Annotated in this window: 14 protein-coding genes; 6 read left to right on the top strand and 8 right to left on the bottom strand. The window is 43.4% G+C overall.

The annotated features are described in order from the left end of the window. Window positions 1-46: 46 nt before the first annotated feature. From IJ00_RS15955 to IJ00_RS15920, 8 genes are all read right to left on the bottom strand, one after another. On the bottom strand, window positions 47-1,210 hold the full coding sequence (locus tag IJ00_RS15955) for a hypothetical protein (RefSeq protein ID WP_035154526.1): 1,164 nt from the start codon (window positions 1,208-1,210) through the stop codon (window positions 47-49). 64 nt (window positions 1,211-1,274) lie between these two features. After that, window positions 1,275-2,090 (bottom strand): hypothetical protein, encoded by an 816-nt coding sequence (locus IJ00_RS15950; RefSeq protein ID WP_144416046.1) that lies wholly within the window; start codon window positions 2,088-2,090, stop codon window positions 1,275-1,277. A 270-nt stretch (window positions 2,091-2,360) separates the two neighbouring features. After that, entirely contained in the window at window positions 2,361-3,383 is a 1,023-nt protein-coding gene (locus IJ00_RS15945) for a hypothetical protein (protein WP_035154525.1), read from the bottom strand. A 39-nt stretch (window positions 3,384-3,422) separates the two neighbouring features. Then, window positions 3,423-4,583, bottom strand: a complete 1,161-nt coding sequence (locus tag IJ00_RS15940; RefSeq protein ID WP_144416045.1) for a hypothetical protein — start codon at window positions 4,581-4,583, stop codon at window positions 3,423-3,425. A 366-nt stretch (window positions 4,584-4,949) separates the two neighbouring features. Beyond that, window positions 4,950-5,519 (bottom strand): helix-turn-helix domain-containing protein, encoded by a 570-nt coding sequence (locus IJ00_RS29115; RefSeq protein ID WP_168163493.1) that lies wholly within the window; start codon window positions 5,517-5,519, stop codon window positions 4,950-4,952. Between the two features lie 602 nt (window positions 5,520-6,121). Further along, the gene (locus IJ00_RS15930) at window positions 6,122-7,099 is read right to left on the bottom strand and encodes an iron ABC transporter permease (protein WP_144416044.1); all 978 of its coding nucleotides are present in this window, start codon (window positions 7,097-7,099) and stop codon (window positions 6,122-6,124) included. Window positions 7,100-7,147: 48 nt separating this feature from the next. Then, complete coding sequence (locus tag IJ00_RS15925) at window positions 7,148-8,869, bottom strand: ATP-binding protein (RefSeq protein ID WP_035159138.1); 1,722 nt, start codon at window positions 8,867-8,869, stop codon at window positions 7,148-7,150. A gap of 236 nt (window positions 8,870-9,105) precedes the next feature. Beyond that, window positions 9,106-9,342: a hypothetical protein gene (locus tag IJ00_RS15920; protein WP_035159136.1), complete on the bottom strand. Its 237-nt coding sequence runs from the start codon at window positions 9,340-9,342 to the stop codon at window positions 9,106-9,108. Window positions 9,343-9,866: 524 nt separating this feature from the next. Between IJ00_RS15920 and lepA the strand changes: the two genes are divergently transcribed. The 6 genes from lepA (at window position 9,867) to IJ00_RS15890 (ending at window position 18,549) form a co-directional block, all read left to right on the top strand. After that, a complete protein-coding gene (lepA, locus tag IJ00_RS15915) occupies window positions 9,867-11,678 on the top strand; it encodes a translation elongation factor 4 (RefSeq protein ID WP_035154523.1) in 1,812 nt (603 codons plus the stop codon). 142 nt (window positions 11,679-11,820) lie between these two features. Beyond that, on the top strand, window positions 11,821-12,741 hold the full coding sequence (gene secD, locus IJ00_RS15910; protein ID WP_052754469.1) for a preprotein translocase subunit SecD: 921 nt from the start codon (window positions 11,821-11,823) through the stop codon (window positions 12,739-12,741). A gap of 137 nt (window positions 12,742-12,878) precedes the next feature. Next, window positions 12,879-13,118, top strand: coding sequence for a hypothetical protein (locus IJ00_RS15905; protein WP_035154522.1), 240 nt, complete (start codon window positions 12,879-12,881; stop codon window positions 13,116-13,118). 453 nt (window positions 13,119-13,571) lie between these two features. Then, window positions 13,572-16,448, top strand: a complete 2,877-nt coding sequence (locus IJ00_RS27820; RefSeq protein ID WP_035154521.1) for a tetratricopeptide repeat protein — start codon at window positions 13,572-13,574, stop codon at window positions 16,446-16,448. Between the two features lie 28 nt (window positions 16,449-16,476). Continuing rightward, complete coding sequence (locus IJ00_RS15895) at window positions 16,477-17,217, top strand: hypothetical protein (protein ID WP_035154520.1); 741 nt, start codon at window positions 16,477-16,479, stop codon at window positions 17,215-17,217. Window positions 17,218-17,220: 3 nt separating this feature from the next. Continuing rightward, window positions 17,221-18,549 (top strand): hypothetical protein, encoded by a 1,329-nt coding sequence (locus tag IJ00_RS15890; RefSeq protein ID WP_052754468.1) that lies wholly within the window; start codon window positions 17,221-17,223, stop codon window positions 18,547-18,549. Window positions 18,550-18,614: the final 65 nt, after the last annotated feature.

Raw genomic sequence — 18,614 nt, 5'->3', positions numbered from 1 at the left:
TAAATCGCTGGCACGCTACTAGCAGACTCTCAACTCAACCTACTCTCTACAGTTTTTTTGCTGTGACTTTGACGATTCTGCCATCCTTGTCAAATCGTTCTACTTGAAATCTAACATTCCCCCATGGTTCTATAAACTCCGCAGAGACCTGCATTACTGAGGGTAGTCTGATATTGCCTAAGATCGCGGCAGTTTCTCTGTCTCCGCTGGGGGTCAGTATGCGTCGAATCAAAAGATATGAATCATCAAACGCTTGATTCCAGTTCAGCGGTCTTGCAAATTCCAGATAGTAGTCCCAGATGCCTTGACTAGACTTGTAAGCAAGCTTGATTCCCAAGTTGGCACGAGCACTCAGATCATTGACTTCTGCCAAGGGCAATGTGATGCCGTTAGGTTGTGTTAACCAGTTTCCACCATCATGGTAAATTCTACTTTTATACATCCATCCCTTTTGAATTAAATGTGGGAAACATAGGGCTGGACCAAACTCTTTATTCAAGAAGGGATGGTTAAAATGTTTTACATCCATAGCACTCATGATGCAAAAAGGGTCGCCATAAGCAGTTTTCAGATCAGCCCCATAATCATGACTTAAGCCATGTACATGGGCCATTTCGTGAGCAAGAAAAGTCCCACTATGTCCGTGTGGTGGCGCTGAAACTGTTCTTCCATCGGAACTTCCATCAATCCAATACTTGTACTTATTAGGATCATTGCGATCAATATTGTCACGAGACCAATCATGGGTGAAAATACCAATCTGGCTGAAAAATCCCGTTTCTACATCGATGCCAGCATTTTTTGCGGCTTTTTTCGCCTCATTTACAAGTGCAATTCTACCTATTCCACCAGCTTCTTCACGGGTAATTCCAAGTTCAATCCAGCCGAATACCTTACTATTGCTAATATCGACGGCTCCTAGAGAAAGATCATACCAATATTCAACTAGACCGCCCAAACCAGGAGTAAAAGCCTGACGTATGAATTTCTCAACGCTCGCATCCCCTTGTCCTCCCTTAAAACGACAAAGAATGACTGCCCAGGAAAATTGACCGGTGAAGCCTTCGAGCATTTTCTTAATTAGCGATCGCGTAGAGCCTGCAATCTCTGGGTGAAAGCGATTTTGCAGTTCTCTAAGACTTATATCTGGCTTAGAAAAACTCGTCCCACGCTCACGTTGACGCTCTATAGCCTGTAATAGAGTTGGCATTCTGCCTCAGCCTCCTTAATTGTATGATTCAAAACTTCCTTCTCAAATACGGCAACTCAATCATCTATTGGAGAGCAATCAAAATCGGAATTAAGCCTTCGCCGCTTGCTAGAGGCCGCAAAGCTTTACCGATTAATGCACCAAAGGCTTTTATCGGATCATCTGCTTTCATCGCATGACCGAGTGTGGGGGACGTGGTGAGCAAATCACCTACCTCGATCGCTCCATAACTTGCATCCACTTTGCAGTAAACTTTACCCATCAGCGCGATCGGCATTCGGTTTTTAGAAGATTCCTGCTTGTCTAATATCAATGCAGGTTTGTAGCTGCCTGCACCAGAAATCACACCTGCAACCCGTTTATCATAGGCGCGATCGCTTGGGCGCAAGGCTCCTTCAGAGTCAATCACCATAACGGTTCCTGGCTCAACTTGCTCAATGCAAATAATATCAAAGTCTTCCGCGCAGTCGGCATTTACTAGGCGGATATCACCAGTTACTTCAACATCGCCCTCAAATACTGCGGCTTTTGATACACCTTTGGCAATAAGAGCAGGATGATTGATAGTCTTGGTTTCTGCCCAAACTCCCACAAAGTTTTGACTAGTTCCGATAACACCAACTTGGTTGACACTTTCTCCGTGTATCCCTACGCCCTGATCGCTCGATCCAAACACACCCACGCCTTGATTGCTGGCACCTCTCACTCCTTCATGATTATCACTAACGCCACATACTCCGAAACCATTTACTGACTCACCATGAATGCCACACCCACGATCCGGTTGAATCTTAGCAGGAGACCCGGCAATGCCGTTAACTCCAGTGCTAATCTTACTAACCCCTCTTACTCCTCGATGATTATCACTACTGCCAAACACACCAAATCCATTTTTTGACTCCCCCCATACACCTACACCTCTATCCGGTCCGATGTTTCCAGCTTCATTCTCTCCATAAACCCCAACACCTAGATCGCTCTTACCAGATACACCAAATCCACTCGCCGTATTTTCGCCGAAGACGGCTGGAATATTTTTTTCATTGGATTTTTCTTGACTCATTTTGTTCTGCTAACTAAAGCTAATAATTGTTTTATTTTTAGTTCTACCGAATAACTTTCTTGTTGCGCGGCGGCTAACTTCACCTATTTACTTAGGTTTTCCTGTCACCACACCATACAGATATTCACCAAAAGCCTCTGCCGTACCCGTCACCACATATTCACCCCCCCAAGACCACAGACGGATTGCAACTGCATCGCTTGATTCTGGAGGCTTGCCAAAATTTAAACCATTAAGATAGCTCACCCAGTGCAAGGTTTCGATGAAGAGTTCTAGCCCCCAAACATCGTCTTTGCTATGAACCTTGGCTGATGAACTGAACTCGGGAGATCTCGGAGAATGTTCAAAACTTTGAAAGTACATTTCTTCTTCGGTATCATTTGGTCCCGGCTTGATCATATTGCTATCTATGAACAAAAATGCTACACCTCCGGCTTTTACCGTAACTTCAGCCAAGTGCATCATCTCGTCTTCGCCTGAAGATGAAAGCACTCCCCCTAACTCTGTGGCAGTCAAGTTAAGGATGTCTTCTGTCCACCCCGTCATTGCCCCCATCATTGTCAGTCCTTCGATGTCTGTGCCATCATTCACATCTTCAGTGAGGTTTTCATCGTCTCGGATTGTAGCTGCAAGCAACCATTCCACTTGTGCAATCGCAGGTTGTGCGGGTCTCTTGCGTAGATCATCTTCAGCTTCGATGATGCGACCTGTTTTGCAGGTGAATTTTCCAGTCTCAAGCAGTTCCTTCGTGCTGTTAATAAAATTGACGGGATCTCGTCGTATCCACTCTACAAGAATCGCAAATGGTCCACAAAAACTCGTAATTTGCTGCCTCATGATGAATGGATCACGCAGCCGATCCGCGATGCCGTCCACTATTGTTTGACGATCGATCTGTAACCACGCATTCCCTGTCCCCTGAGAGAGGGAGCGCAGTGCAGCACCTGAAGCACTATAGCGATTTGTGACTTCACGGAGACTCAAGGGTTTACTCGCAAATGCAGGAAATACTCCAAACTTGAGAGACTCTTTAAGTGACCATGCGGGAGAAGTCGTACTTTGTTTACCGTCTAGGGCGAAGGCAGCATCCCGCAAAGATAGTATTTTCATGGTTTTACTGTAGGGTGACTAACATGGCAACTCAATCATCTATTGCAAAGCGATTAAAATGGGAATTAAGCCTTCGCCGCTTGCTAGAGGTCGCAAAGCTTTCCCGATGACTGCACCAAAGGCTTTCATGGGATCATCTGCTTTCATCGCATGACCGAGTGTGGGAGATGTGGTGAGCAAATCGCCCACTTCGATCGCCCCATAACTCGCATCCACCTTGCAGTAAACTTTACCCATCAGCGCGATCGGCATCCGGTTTTTAGAAGATTCCTGCTTGTCTAATATCAATGCAGGTTTGTAGCTGCCTGCACCAGAAATCACACCTGCAACCCGTTTATCATAGGCACGATCGCTCTGTCGCAAAGACCCTTCAGAGTCAATTACCATAACAGTTCCAGGTTCAATTTTTTCCAACCCAGCAATGTCGAAATCTTCTGCACAGTCAGCATTTGCTAGAACAATATCTACACCGACTGTAAGCTTTCTTGATATAAAAACATCACCATCAAAGAATCCTGCATGTCCTTGGTTTCCTTCCTTCTTCGCAAAAATGGCAGCCCCAGTTCCATTTGGATTGAAGTTATAGGCAGCGATCGCGGCTGATACAGGTGATTTTGTCTCAGCGTGCATTCCTTCCCAAGTATCGCTAAGTCCAAAAACACCGATCCCACTTGGACTATGCCCCAAAACGCCGTTGCCGCCATTGTGATTGACTCCAGCTACGCCATTGTTATCTTTTGATGAACTATAGCCCACGACTCCATTAGCATTCTGACTGCGTCCATAGACACCATTGCTATTGCCGCTATCTGAAACACCAGCAACACCCGCATGACCATCCGCTGTTGTTTGTCCAAGCACGCCATTGAAGCCTTTGCTTTCTCCATATACGCCTGCTTGTTGTTCGCTCAGTCCAAAAACACCGATCCCCCCATTTGGACTATGACCGAGAACACCATTGCCGCCATTTAGATTGACTCCAGCTACGCCATTGTTGTCTTTTGATGAACTGTAGCCCACGACTCCATTGACATTCTGACTGCGTCCATAGACTCCGTTGCCATTACCTTCATCTGAGACACCTGCAACACCCGCATGACCATTAGCAGTGGTGTAGCCAAGCACGCCATTGTATGTAGTACTTTTCCCAAGAACACCAGGAACTTCAGGTTGTGAGGATTCACCATTGATAGGGGGCATGATAGTTCTCCAAGGATTTACAAAACAATAAAAGTGTTGAAAAGCCCTAATACGGCTTCAGTGTAAAGTGACTAAGTGCGATCGCCGTCAGCACCTCTGGCAACGTTTGCCACCAATTCGAGGATTTAGATTCTGTGCCTTTTGCTGGTTCAAGTTTTGAGTCTTCACCCACAACCCAACTCCCTCACTGATTGATAGATCGAGAAGTTCGTTCATCTGAATCTGATTTTGCGGGGACGATCGCAACTTATGCAGTACCCTTGCAGGTAATTTCTACGTAGATTTATGTAGAAGCTACCGTGCTTAGTTTTATCTAAAGTAAAAATTCTGTATTCCAGATTCTTGCGATCGCATTCCAAGTTCTTGCTATTTTTCGCGGAGAAATGCCATCGGGGTGACTCCTACCCAGCGTTTGAAATGATAATTGAGATGTCCTTGACTCGAAAAGCCAACGGCTATGGCGATTTCCGACAGGGGCATGGTGCGATTCATTAAGAGTTGTTTAGCGTGATCGATGCGACAGCGAATATGGTACCGGTGCGGTGAAAGACCAGTGGACTGTTTGAAGAGTCGGGAAAAGTGATAAGGACTCAATCGAACTAATTGGGCAAGTTCAGCGAGGCTGATTTCTTGATCGAGTGCATCCTGGATATGACCTATAACTTGCTTGAGTTGCTGCTTAGAAAGCCCACCTTGAGGTTGCCTCAGAGTGGTTCTGTGGGTTGAGTAACGGGTGATTAGATGCACAGATAGGGCATTTGCCATCGCATCAGCGTAGAGATGGGTTGTGGTGCCATCAATTTCTAGTGAGGTTTTGAGTGCGATCGCTATGTGCTGGATTACGGGATCAACGCCAGAAGATAGCTTGGGTTCTAGGACAATCCTGTCTTTAAGATCAAGCTCGGTTGCTGTGCGATCTAGTAAGGTGGGAGCCAAAAAGAGGTGAATGGCTTCTGCTTCTTGATACGACTGAACCGATTGGCGTAAAGTAGCAGGGTATAAGCCGAAGTCTCCAGTCGGCAGAGCATCAATAGTCTGAACTTGCCCATCGACATTTCGTTGTAATGTAATGGGTTCGCTATTGCTGATACAGAGGACGTGGTGCGAGCAGGTATGGGCGGGTATGTAGAATGCTGGCTGGCGCGAATAAGTAAGCTGGAGTTCTTGCCAATTTGCCGACGCGCTAGAGAGAATGAGTGGAAGAGGGAATGAATGATTGCGATCGCTATTATTGACGAATTCGATTACAGGTAATTTCATAATTGCTTCTTAACTTTATTGTTTATCTAGCAATCCGGTCTTGACCTCATTTTGAATATGAACTAACTGATTTTTTACACGTCAAATGGTACAAAGTTAACACCCTAGACGCAATGCCTTACGCCCTTACGGGTGTACCTTATTAGACCGAGAAACGGTATAGTTAATCTCAGTTGGGAAGAAGATAAAATTCTGATTCTTATTAGTTATTTAATTTCGGAAATTTTCTCAGTTCTTGTGCCATTTCAGTCATTTCCTTAGCAGTACCTAAGCAATTCCTAAATTCCACTTTGACGGCGGTAAAGTAACCAAATAAATAGGGGTGAACCCAGTAATGCTGTCACTGCACCCACAGGTAACTCCACTGCGGTTAAACGGGAAACCACATCCGCAAAGGTAAGTACTAATGCACCCGCGATCGCGCTCAGGGGTAACACAATTCTATAGTCTGTACCCACGAGTAAACGCACAACATGGGGAACGATTAACCCCACAAAACCAATTAATCCAGCGATGCTAACTGCACCAGCTGCCAACAGAGAAGCAACACCACCAATTAAAATCCGCGATCGCCCCAGGGATACTCCTAAACTGACTGCTAATTCATCGCCTAAATTTAATAAGTTGACAGTTCTAGCAAGTAAGCAACCTGCTAATACTGCTCCACAAATATATAAACCTGCCCCTTGAATTTCTGTCCATCCCCTACCGTTGAGGCTGCCGATTAACCAGTTAAGTGCTGCCTGGATTTGTCCATCTTCTGCAAGTAACAGCAATACTGACTGAATCGCCCCAAATAGGGAGCTAACTGCGACACCACCTAAAATTAACCTTTCTACAGAAATGCCATCGCCCTTACGAGCTAGGAAATAAACAATCACCGTTGTGCCCAAACCACCAACCCAGGCAGCAAGAGGCACATAGGCTTGCAACGCCCCTAAACTAAACATGGCGATCGCGACTAAACCTGCACCCGCAGAAATACCGAGTAAAAATGGGTCAGCTAGTCCGTTTCGTAACATTCCTTGGAGTAAGGCTCCGGACACACCGAGGGCAGAACCTACCAGCATTGCTGCCAAAGTTCGCGGTAAACGTAAATCCCAAATAATAGTCTGGTTGAGAACTTCTCCTTGTCGTCTGACTGCTTGCCATAACTCGGAAGGAGTCATTGCCACTGCTCCCATTGACAGGGAAATTCCCACCGTCAGCAACAACAGACAACTCAGTAGAAAAGTTGCCAGCAGTACCCGACTCATCACTATTTTTTTCGGCTCAAGCACTGGGAACCTTTTCCCCATGAACAACTAAATCATTACAGGCTGTTGATACAAGGGTACAGTAAAGGTGACAGTAGAACCTAGTCCTTCCCCTAAACTATAGAAATGTACCTCACCACCCATGGCTTCCACAAGTTTTTGGGAAATCGCTAATCCTAAACCGGTACCACCATATTGGCGTGTCCGAGAACCATCCACCTGGGAAAATAGTTGAAAGAGCTTATCTTGTTTGTCTAGGGAAACGCCGATACCTGTATCTGCGACTCTGACTCGAACTAAACCCGGAAATTCCTGCTCTTGGAAACAGACTTTCTTCTTCACCACGTCAGCACTAACTGTGATACCACCTTCATGGGTAAATTTAATCGCATTACCAATTAGGTTTAACATCACTTGTTTCAGACGTTGGTAGTCACCGTAAACCAAAATTTCATCAGTAATTTCCGGTAGCTGCATCTGAAAACTCAGCCGACGCTGTTCTGCTTGTAACCGCATAAAGTTACCCACATCCTGGAACAAATCAGCCAGACTCAGTTGCCTAAAGTCTAAGTCCATTTTACCGGCTTCGATTTTGGCAAAATCTAATAAGTCACCAATAATATCCAGGAGATGCAGGGATGATTTGTGCGCTTCTTGAATAAATTCTGCCTGTTCCTCTGGCTCGTCAATGACACCATCGATAATCAATTTCAAAAAACCAATCATCCCATTTAGAGGTGTTCTTAACTCATGGGAAACATTAGCCAGAAATTCACTCTTGAGACGAGAAGCATCTTCTGCTTGCTGTCGAGCGATTTCTAATTCCTTATAGAGAGTTGCGTGGGCGATCGCCGTTCCTAACTGATCAGCAACTTCCTTGGCTAACTCCAATTCTTCCTTGGCAATTTGACAAGATGCATCACAAAGCGCGATCGCAATTAACCCATTCGGTTTATCTTGGTAGCAGGTTGCTACCACTAAAATTTTTTGTCCCTGGAGTTGGGGTAAGGATGGTTTTTCCAGCACAATCGGCTGTAATGTCCTCAGTGCTTCTGCAAAAGCTGGCTCCTCTGTCATCCCAATATCTAAGCCCAACATTGAACTTAAAGATGACTGACGATATTCAGCAATCACATATAAACTATCTTCCCTTGCTGGATAGGGACAAATTATACAGCGAGGTAACTGTAATGCCGACCCTAAACTATCCACCGTTTGCTGCCAAATAATATCCCAATTCAGTGTCCGGCGGATATTTCTGGTAATTTCATTAACTATTTGTCGGTGTTGCTGTGAACGCAAAGTCAGTTCTAAATCTGACAGCACAGGATGCGTGAAACATGTACTTCCATCACTATCACCCCTAATTTGCATTAACCTACCCATCACCAATACCTGGGTAGCAGCAACTCCCAATTGGGGAATAATCGGACAAATAGTCAACTCCAATTCCAATAAATGCTGCTGCCAGTGAAACCAAGATTGGCACTTCTCTGGCATTAAATTACTGAGAACACGCTGTAACTTTTCGGTATAGGCAGCTTGATCGACAGGTGCAAAAATCGCACTGCCTTGAGTCAGTACCTCTTCCGGATGAAACCCCAATTTAGAACCGTTTTGCCAATAAAATGTCAAGTATCGCCCAGCGCTATCCTGGGTATACAATAACTCGGCTCCTAAATTCGCCAACGAGCCATCAGTTCCACCAGTAACAGTTTCCGGATTCTCAGACACAAGATTTAGCAGGGGGGAGTTAGCAGCAATACTCATGACTCGAGTTGGATCAAACATTCGGCAACCAAAAACACCTTGATGATTGTTGCCTCAAGTTTGGCATAAAATTTTACATCTTTGTTGATTTACATAGACTTTTATCAAGTAATTTCTGCGTTTTGAGAGATGTCGCTCCAAAATTTGAGATTTTCTTAATTATTTTATGCCTAGCAAGGTAATGGGGGAAAGTTTAAACATAGGCAGGTTTGCCAAAAATCGCCTACAGTTCCATACTAATCATTCCACTCTCCCCGTGGCGGTACTTGAGTCCGTCTAGGGTTACGAGTTAATTCATCATCTCGATAGGTTTCTCCCCGCAACCACTGACGAATTGCCACCTCAATTACCTTGCTCGGATCGTTGGTCAGGTGATGTATTTGCTCTACTAACTCAGAATCTAGACGGACTGTCATTTCCACCTTATCATTAAGCCTTTTTTCTACATTGGTAGACTTTTCTTGCATATTCATAGGATTCATATACTCACTAAATTGTTTTACAAAGGTTGTGTAAACTACTTTATTCTCACATCAGGGCAATATTACGGAAATTATCTACCCACAAGTCTACATTTGCACTTTGATTATTGTACGCTCATTAGTCAAAGCTTAAGGGAGGGGGATGCAGAGGAATCAATTCCTGAATAGAGTTTACGGATATTACGGATATTCAACAAGATTTCTTCACGTATCAGAATCTATCGCAGAGCATGTATTCTGATGCTCATGGAGGAGATTTCTGGATGCTCTGATGGAGAACAGACCCTGAAAGGATGACAGATAAGATGTTATTGATTCTATCTCCATAGCTTAATGACCTATGCCCTAAGACCATTCTCACCTTTAATGACTCAATGTAGTCTCCATGCACCACCCACAGTTTCTTAGGGAGATGACTTATTGATAAATCACTCTCTTCCGCTCAGAAAGCATTAAAATACGTGAAGTATATTGCTATATAAACTTTTGGTTGCTGCTCTAGCAAAGAAATACTTATGACTGACGTTCCCGCAGCTCGCATTCGCAATTTCTGTATTATTGCTCACATTGACCATGGTAAATCTACCTTGGCTGACCGCTTGCTGCAAGTCACTGGCACAGTTGACGGGCGGCAGATGAAGGAACAGTTTCTTGACAATATGGACTTAGAACGGGAGCGGGGCATTACGATTAAGCTGCAAGCCGCCCGGATGAATTATACAGGGAAAGATGGTCAACAATATGTTTTGAACTTAATTGATACACCTGGTCACGTAGATTTTTCCTATGAAGTATCCCGCAGTCTAGCTGCTTGTGAGGGAGCGCTGCTGGTGGTAGATGCTTCCCAGGGGGTAGAAGCACAAACCCTGGCGAATGTTTACTTGGCATTAGAGCATAATCTGGAAATCATCCCTGTACTGAATAAAATCGATTTGCCGGGAGCAGAACCCGATCGCGTGGCAGGTGAGATTGAAGAAATCATTGGTTTAGATTGTAGTGGGGCAATTCTTGCTTCTGCCAAGGAAGGTATTGGCGTAAGTGAGATTTTAGAGGCGATCGTTGAACTTGTACCACCACCTAAAAATACAGTTAATGATTCCCTCAGGGCACTGATTTTTGACAGTTATTATGACAGTTACCGAGGTGTAATTGTCTATTTCCGAGTCATGGACGGCACTGTCAAGAAGGGTGATAAAGTCTATTTGATGGCATCGGGTAAGGAATATCAGATAGATGAGTTGGGTGTTCTCTCTCCTAACCAAAAACCTGTAGAAGAACTACATGCAGGGGAAGTAGGTTATTTCTCTGCTGCGATTAAAGCAGTTGCTGACGCGAGGGTGGGTGATACCATTACTTTGGTGGCAAAAAAAGCTTCAGAACCCTTGCCCGGTTATACAGAAGCCAATCCGATGGTATTTTGTGGCATGTTTCCCATTGATGCCGATCAATTTGAAGATTTGCGGGAAGCGCTGGACAAATTGAGCCTAAATGACGCAGCATTACATTTTGAGCCAGAAACTTCTAGTGCGATGGGTTTTGGCTTCCGTTGTGGTTTCTTGGGACTATTACACATGGAAATTGTCCAAGAGCGCTTAGAGCGGGAGTATAATCTTGACTTGATTATCACTGCTCCTTCGGTAGTTTATAAGGTGACGACTCTCAAAGGAGAAGAACTTTATATTGATAATCCCAGTCACCTGCCATCTCCCAATGAACGGGAGAAAATTGAGGAACCCTACGTCAAGGTAGAAATGATTACCCCAGAAGCTTATGTGGGTACTTTGATGGAGTTATCTCAGAATCGCCGAGGTATTTTCAAAGACATGAAATACTTAACCCAAGGGCGAACTACTCTAACTTATGAATTGCCTTTAGCTGAGGTAGTGACTGATTTCTTCGACCAAATGAAGTCGCGATCGCGCGGTTATGCCAGTATGGAATATAACCTGATTGGCTATCGAGAAAATCCCTTGGTGAAACTGGACATTATGATTAATGGGGATCCAGTGGATTCTCTGGCAATGATTGTACATCGTGATAAAGCCTATGGTGTCGGTCGTTCGATGGCAGAAAAACTCAAGGAGTTAATTCCCCGTCACCAATTTAAGGTTCCCATTCAAGCATCTATTGGTACTAAGGTAATTGCTAGTGAACATATTCCTGCACTGCGTAAGGATGTATTAGCGAAGTGTTACGGTGGGGATATTAGCCGGAAGAAGAAACTCTTGCAGAAACAAGCGAAGGGTAAGAAGCGGATGAAAGCGGTTGGTACGGTGGATGTACCCCAGGAAGCATTTATGGCTGTGTTGCGATTAGACCAGCAGTAAGCTATCTAGCTGTATTCTTTGTAGAGACGCGAAATATCGCGTCTTGAATATTTTATTGGATGGTAGTTGAATAGCGATAAACCTACGGTTCGCGATCGCCTAATGAGTCACTTGTGATTATTTTTCAGAAAATAAGTTTAAAATGCCCAGTGAAATAACCATTTTTCGCCCAATAACCTGGATATCCCTAATAGCGATCGCACTTCCATTGGCAGGTTGTCCAAATATAACTCAATCACAAAATACCCCAAAGCCAAATATCTCAACAAAGGCAAAACCAAAAATTACAGAAATTAAAAACGGTTCCCAATTAGTTGTGGAGGTACAAACCACCCCATCCGTACCCAAGATTACCGATCGAGATTTACAAGCAATTAAACAAACCATTGAAAATCGCATCCAAGGATTGGGTATTTCCGAGGCGATCGTCAAAATTCAAGGAAAAAACCGCCTATTAATTCAAGTTGGGGGTGAAAAAACACCGGATCGTGTTGCCAGCATCTTGGAAAGCTCCGGTTTCTTGGAAATGAAAAAACAAAAGCTGGGAACCGAAAAACAACTTTCCCAACTAATGCAAACTCGCACACAACTGGAAACTGATCGACAGCGATTGCTCAATAATCCCCAAAAAAATAAAAATACCATTATCCAAACTTCAGAAGCGCTCGAAAAAAATGAATTAGCCCTATCCCAATTATTTCAATCCCACCAACCGCCCCTTACCAGTAGAAATATCAAAGATGCCTCCTCCAGTCAAGCAGATCCAAGTGAAAGTTGGGTAGTGGCAATTCAATTCGATGAGGAGGGAAGTAAATCATTTGCCCAAATCACCAAAGAATTAGCTGGTACGGGAAGGGCAGTTGGTATTTTTGTTGATGGAAAAATTATTAGTTCCCCTTTTGTGTCATCTCACTATGCCGATAAAGGAATTATGGGTGGTGCAGCAGAAATTTCGGGGGATTTCACATCCGACACAGCCAAAAATTTAGCTACCCAGCTGCAAAGTGGTGCCCTAATTTTACCGATAAAAATAGTCGAAATGACCTCCATTCCAGCAAAATAATCACCCCAGATTTTGAAATTGAATAAATTTGGCTGAGGAATATCAGCAAAAACGATTGGCAGCCAAAATTCCTCAAAAACTGAGCAGATGTGTACAAAAATCTCGCCTACAGTATTAATAGATATTGAGGGAAAACTATGCAACCAGCTTTACGTATCACAACGAAAGTTTTACCAGGAAACAAAATAGAAATTGAAATTCCCGAAGCTGAGATTGGGGATAGTGTTGATGTATTTGTAATTTTGCCAGAAAAAGCCGAACCAAAACGCCGTTCTGTACTGGACATTATAGAAGTAAGTCGCACCAGACACTCTTCTCGAACAGCTGAGGATATAGATAAGCAACTACAAAAAGAACGTGCATCATGGGACAGCTAATACTTCCAGCAAGTTGCACTATCTACATAAATACTTATAATGACAATTTATACTTTCCAAAACTTTTCAAACATCCTCTTAGCTCGACTTTATCCAAAATTGAGAACTTAGCCTTCCTTATCCGGCAAAAATCCTGTTTTTTTGGCAAATACTTTTTCTATGTCAAAGATTTGTGCTCAAATCCAAAAACTCAAACTATTGTCTTGCAATGGTTTCAGCGTCGGATTTAAGGGTTTCTGAAAAATGGATAAAGTCGAGCTTAGCAGCAAGCTTGTAACTATCGCACGCCTGCGATAAATGACTGCAACCCCAACCAAGAAGCACTCAAGCCAAAACCTCAAATTACGATCGCAGTTTGTAAATTATCGTTACGCTGCTTGTCTGTGGTTTCTTTTTTTGACAGTATTTTTACGTAATTTATAGTAGAATCCTAAGTAAAGTATTATTATTTTTATGCGAGACCGCATATTAACTACTTTATTAGTCATTTTATCTCTAACTACGACACCCCGGTTTGTAGTTGCTCAAAGCACCACAGAACAACTATTTAAACAAGGCGAAGCCGCCGAATCGGTGGGTAATAACTCCCAAGCAGAAACGATTTGGCGGCAGGTGTTGCAGCTTGAACCCAGCAATGGTAAAGCTTATAACAATTTGGGCAATGCTTTGCGGCGACAGGGAAAATTAGATGAGGCATTAGCAGCGCACCAGAAAGCACTACAACTCAACCTTAATGATGCAGAAGCTTATGTTGGGATAGGTAATGTGCTAAATGCTCAAGGGAAACCAGAGGAGGGAATCGCACAGCACAAGAAAGCCTTGCAAATTAACCCTAATTTAGCTGCTGCTTACAATGGTCTCGGTAATGCCCTATATGACCAGAAGAAACTAGAACCAGCAGTTGCCGCCTACCAAAAAGCCATTCAACTCGACCCTAACTATGCCGCTGCTTACTACAATCTCGGCAATGCCCTGAGAGACCAGAAGAAACTAGAACCAGCGATCGCCGCCTTCCAAAAAGCCATACAACTCAACCCTAACTTTGCTGCTGCTTACAATGGTCTCGGTAATGCCCTATATGACCAGAAGAAACTAGAACCAGCAGTTGCCGCCTTCCAAAAAGCCATACAACTCAACCCTAACTTTGCTGCTGCTTACAATGGTCTCGGTAATGCCCTATATGACCAGAAGAAACTAGAACCAGCAGTTGCCGCCTACCAAAAAGCCATTCAACTCGACCCTAACTTTGCTTTTGCTTACTACAATCTCGGCAATGCCCTATATGACCAGAAGAAACTAGAACCAGCGATCGCCGCCTTCCAAAAAGCCATACAACTCAACCCTAACTTTGCTTTTGCTTACAATGGTCTCGGTAATGCCCTATATGACCAGAAGAAACTAGAACCAGCGATCGCCGCCTTCCAAAAAGCCATACAACTCAACCCTAACTTTGCTTTTGCTTACAATGGTCTCGGTAATGCCCTATATGACCAGAAGAAACTAGAACCAGCGATCGCCGCCTTCCAAAAAGCCATACAACTCAACCCTAACTTTGCTTTTGCTTACAATGGTCTCGGTAATGCCCTATATGACCAGAAGAAACTAGAACCAGCGATCGCCGCCTTCCAAAAAGCCATACAACTCAACCCTAACTTTGCTTTTGCTTACAATGGTCTCGGTAATGCCCTATATGACCAGAAGAAACTAGAACCAGCGATCGCCGCCTTCCAAAAAGCCATACAACTCAACCCTAACTTTGCTTTTGCTTACAATGGTCTCGGTAATGCCCTATATGACCAGAAGAAACTAGAACCAGCGATCGCCGCCTTCCAAAAAGCCATACAACTCAACCCTAACTTTGCTTTTGCTTACAATGGTCTCGGTAATGCCCTATATGACCAGAAGAAACTAGAACCAGCGATCGCCGCCTTCCAAAAAGCCATACAACTCAACCCTAACTTTGCTTTTGCTTACAATGGTCTCGGTAATGCCCTATATGACCAGAAGAAACTAGAACCAGCGATCGCCGCCTTCCAAAAAGCCATACAACTCAACCCTAACTTTGCTTTTGCTTACAATGGTCTCGGTAATGCCCTATATGACCAGAAGAAACTAGAACCAGCGATCGCCGCCTTCCAAAAAGCCATACAACTCAACCCTAACTTTGCTTTTGCTTACAATGGTCTCGGTAATGCCCTATATGACCAGAAGAAACTAGAACCAGCGATCGCCGCCTACCAAAAAGCCATACAGCTCGACCCTAACGATGCCAACGCTTACAACAATCTCGGCAATGCCCTATATGACCAGAAGAAACTAGAACCAGCGATCGCCGCCTACCAAAAAGCCATTCAACTCAACCCTAACTTTGCTGCTGCCTACAACAATCTCGGTGTTGCCCTGAGTGACCAGAAGAAACTAGAACCAGCGATCGCCGCTTACCAAAAAGTCCTAACATTACCAGAAGATACTTCTCTAACTCCTACCACTACTCATACTGCTGCTAACAATGGCTTGGGTTTAGTATTCCAAGAACAAGGAAAACTGAAACAAGCCATAGACTATTTCGACAAATCAGAAGCTCTTGACCCCGATTATATCTATGCCAGCAACAACAATAGAGAAGCACGAAGGTTATGGATTGAACAACAGAATAAACTAGCCAGTGTAGAAAGTGATCGGGAGTGGTTACCGAAAAATGACCCTATGTTACCCGTCAAGCGTTCTGTGGTACTCATCACTGCCGAATTTTTAAATAGCGAACGTCAAGGAACCGAGATTGGTACTGGTGTAGTCATTCACCGAGAAGCCAACCGAATACTCATCCTCACCAGTCGTCATGTCATTTTTGACGGCAGAGAAGAAGGTAAAAATATGCAGGTAGAATTTTTCAGTTCCCCACCAGCAAACCGGGTGCGAATGCGGCGAAATGCCAAGCTGTTCAAAATGACTACTACAGATACACCCGATTTAGCCATCTTGGAAGTTAGCGGCAAGCTGCCAGAAGACATCCAACCTCTAACCATCTCTGCAACCACTATCACCCCTGTCATGCCCGTGCAAATTATCGGTCATTCTGCTCGACGGAATGAAGAACAATTATGGTTTCCGGTACGAGGAAAAATTAGCAGCTATCAAAAACAACAACTAGAAATATCCGAAACTATAATCAAGCCCGGTTACTCTGGCAGTCCTGTACTTGACTCGCAAAATCGGCTCTTAGGTATAGTTTATGGAGGCAGAAGAGGTGAAGCGCGAAATTTTGCCTTTTCTATATCGGAGATTACCAAACAACTATCCACCTGGAACGTTAATTTTAAAAAACCATAATTTTAAAAAACCATAATTCTCAAAAACCATGAACTATAAAATTCTTCTTGTTAACATCGCCTTTACCAGTCTATTCATCCTCAATCTCAGCCATCTCCCAGCAGTTGCATGTCCACAGGGGAATCCCCGCTCTACTGATTACATCCGTCGTCAACCACCAAACCGTTGCGAAGGTATCAAAGTCGAACCCAGAAGTGGTAATAGCTTAACCCTCATTTCTATTGCTACTCGTAACCTTGCCAGCTATGGCAAAACCCTGACATTACAGGTTCCTCGCATCGGTGGCAGTAAAAAGCCCCAAGTCAGAGTCAAATCATTGGGAGATAATTATGATTATCAATTAGATGACCTGTCATTGTCTAACAATGGTTCGGGTTTTGGCTTTACCTGGGATACCTACGTTCTCAGACAAAGTAAAATTCCCAGCAAAAGCCTCCGCGCTTTGGCAACCTACAGCCTTGGTTCGCAAAATGTCTACGTTCCCGTCGTTTTGGGGCAAACTTCTGGTAAGTATGAGTTTGTCTTTTATTCTCAGGAGCGAGTTACATTTACTAGCTTCAAAGTTCTCTCGGCAGATGGCAAAGAAGTTTACAGCACATCTCGCAACACTGCCAATAGCGGTGAAAGTATCTTTACCTGGGATGGACGCAACGCTCCAGCCGGTCGCTATCAGCTATATTATATTGCTAATATCGAACGCAAAAACCAACCAAGCGATCGCATTGAACGACGAGTTTCATTTGAACATAACCCCAATTGGTTGAAATAAAATATGGCTGCACGGCACAAAGCCAAACAAAAATCTCGCAATTCCATCAACCCCATAGGGAGTCCTATCAGTAAACTTGGCTTCACTAAATTAGTGGGCTTTTTTCGTGCGGTTATTGACAAAATTCGCCAATACTTTCCAAAGTTACAAACAACTCTTAAACAATTTCCCCAAGAACTACCAAAGTTAAGAGATTATCTAGTCCAGCAAAAAATATTTATTTCCATATTACTATTACTGTTAGTCGTTATTCTTGTCACCATCGCCGCGATCGTTCCAGGAACACATAAATTTGAAGGCAATGTGATCTCTCAAGAAATTAGTTTTACCTATAATGGTGAAGATGCAAAACTTTTTATTAATAATATTAAAGACATTAAAACGCTAGAAAAGGAAGGAATCCAAACAATAACGTTTACAGGTGCATTTACAAGTGAATTATTGCCCCAACTAAATCGATTAAATTCCTTAGAAATTGAGCTTACAGACCGCAAGAGTAAATTGATTTTAGCTCCAGCTAATTCGGCAGCACCAAGCGAAATCATCCTCAATAATTTAAGACTACAACCCCAAACAAAAGTAGTCGGAATGAGCTATGATTTTTTCCGTCAGCAGCTTGGTTTCTCTCTCAGACCCAATCCGCAACCCTTACAAAATAATCCCAACACATTAGACATATATTTAGGTGAACAACCAATCAAAGTTATTGTACAAGGATATAAATTAAAATCACCTAATTTAAATTTACCCCAACCACAGGAGGAACAAGGACAATTAGAGTTTATTGTTAATCCCGACAATAAAGACTTTAAGTTAGAACTGGCACAAAATACTGATGTTTATCTTACCCTATCTAAACCACCGAAAGATGAAGCAAAAAAATGGTTCAGAGAAAAGATAGCTACCAAAGATGTAAAATTTATTTACGTAGATAAAAATAGCGGCGACATCAGAGATGATTTAGAAGTTTCTACCATTGTGGAAGGCAAAATTCGCATGGTAGAACAAGAACGGGAAATAAAAGAAAATCAGTTTCTCTTAGGAGAGCAACCGGATAAACCGTTAGATATTCAACTCATCCGCAATTTACAACTTGTTCCCACCAAAAAAGGTATAGAAGCCCGCTTTTCTGGTAAAACTAAACAAATTCAAATTGGCTTAGATAAAGATTTCCCCGTCTCTAAAATCCAAGGAAGTTGGTTAGACGGTGTTTTACCTCGTGATGCCATTATTGCGTTGTTTTCCTTTGGTGCGGCAACAGTGGCTAATCTGCTTTCTTGGTTATTTAGTAACGCCCCTAAATCAAATAATAACAATAGCAGCCAACCCTAAATCAACAAGAAGGGAACAGGAAGGAACGACCTCAAGCTCGTTCACGCTCATAAAGTCAATTGTAA

The organism is Calothrix sp. 336/3 (genome assembly GCF_000734895.2).
Taxonomy (GTDB): Bacteria; Cyanobacteriota; Cyanobacteriia; order Cyanobacteriales; family Nostocaceae; genus 336-3.
The sequence above is the reverse complement of the archived record's forward strand: the minus strand, read 5'-3'. Positions and strand labels throughout refer to the sequence as shown.

Bases quoted from the DNA above. Each gene is read 5' to 3' on its own strand.
- IJ00_RS15925 (WP_035159138.1), bottom strand. From the start codon at position 8,869: ATGAGTATTGCTGCTAACTCCCCCCTGCTAAATCTTGTGTCTGAGAAT.
- IJ00_RS15905 (WP_035154522.1), top strand. From the start codon at position 12,879: ATGCAACCAGCTTTACGTATCACAACGAAAGTTTTACCAGGAAACAAA.
- IJ00_RS15940 (WP_144416045.1), bottom strand. From the start codon at position 4,583: ATGCCCCCTATCAATGGTGAATCCTCACAACCTGAAGTTCCTGGTGTT.
- IJ00_RS15895 (WP_035154520.1), top strand. From the start codon at position 16,477: ATGAACTATAAAATTCTTCTTGTTAACATCGCCTTTACCAGTCTATTC.
- IJ00_RS27820 (WP_035154521.1), top strand. From the start codon at position 13,572: ATGCGAGACCGCATATTAACTACTTTATTAGTCATTTTATCTCTAACT.
- lepA (WP_035154523.1), top strand. From the start codon at position 9,867: ATGACTGACGTTCCCGCAGCTCGCATTCGCAATTTCTGTATTATTGCT.
- IJ00_RS15920 (WP_035159136.1), bottom strand. From the start codon at position 9,342: ATGAATATGCAAGAAAAGTCTACCAATGTAGAAAAAAGGCTTAATGAT.
- IJ00_RS15890 (WP_052754468.1), top strand. From the start codon at position 17,221: ATGGCTGCACGGCACAAAGCCAAACAAAAATCTCGCAATTCCATCAAC.
- IJ00_RS15955 (WP_035154526.1), bottom strand. From the start codon at position 1,210: ATGCCAACTCTATTACAGGCTATAGAGCGTCAACGTGAGCGTGGGACG.
- secD (WP_052754469.1), top strand. From the start codon at position 11,821: ATGCCCAGTGAAATAACCATTTTTCGCCCAATAACCTGGATATCCCTA.
- IJ00_RS15930 (WP_144416044.1), bottom strand. From the start codon at position 7,099: ATGAGTCGGGTACTGCTGGCAACTTTTCTACTGAGTTGTCTGTTGTTG.
- IJ00_RS15945 (WP_035154525.1), bottom strand. From the start codon at position 3,383: ATGAAAATACTATCTTTGCGGGATGCTGCCTTCGCCCTAGACGGTAAA.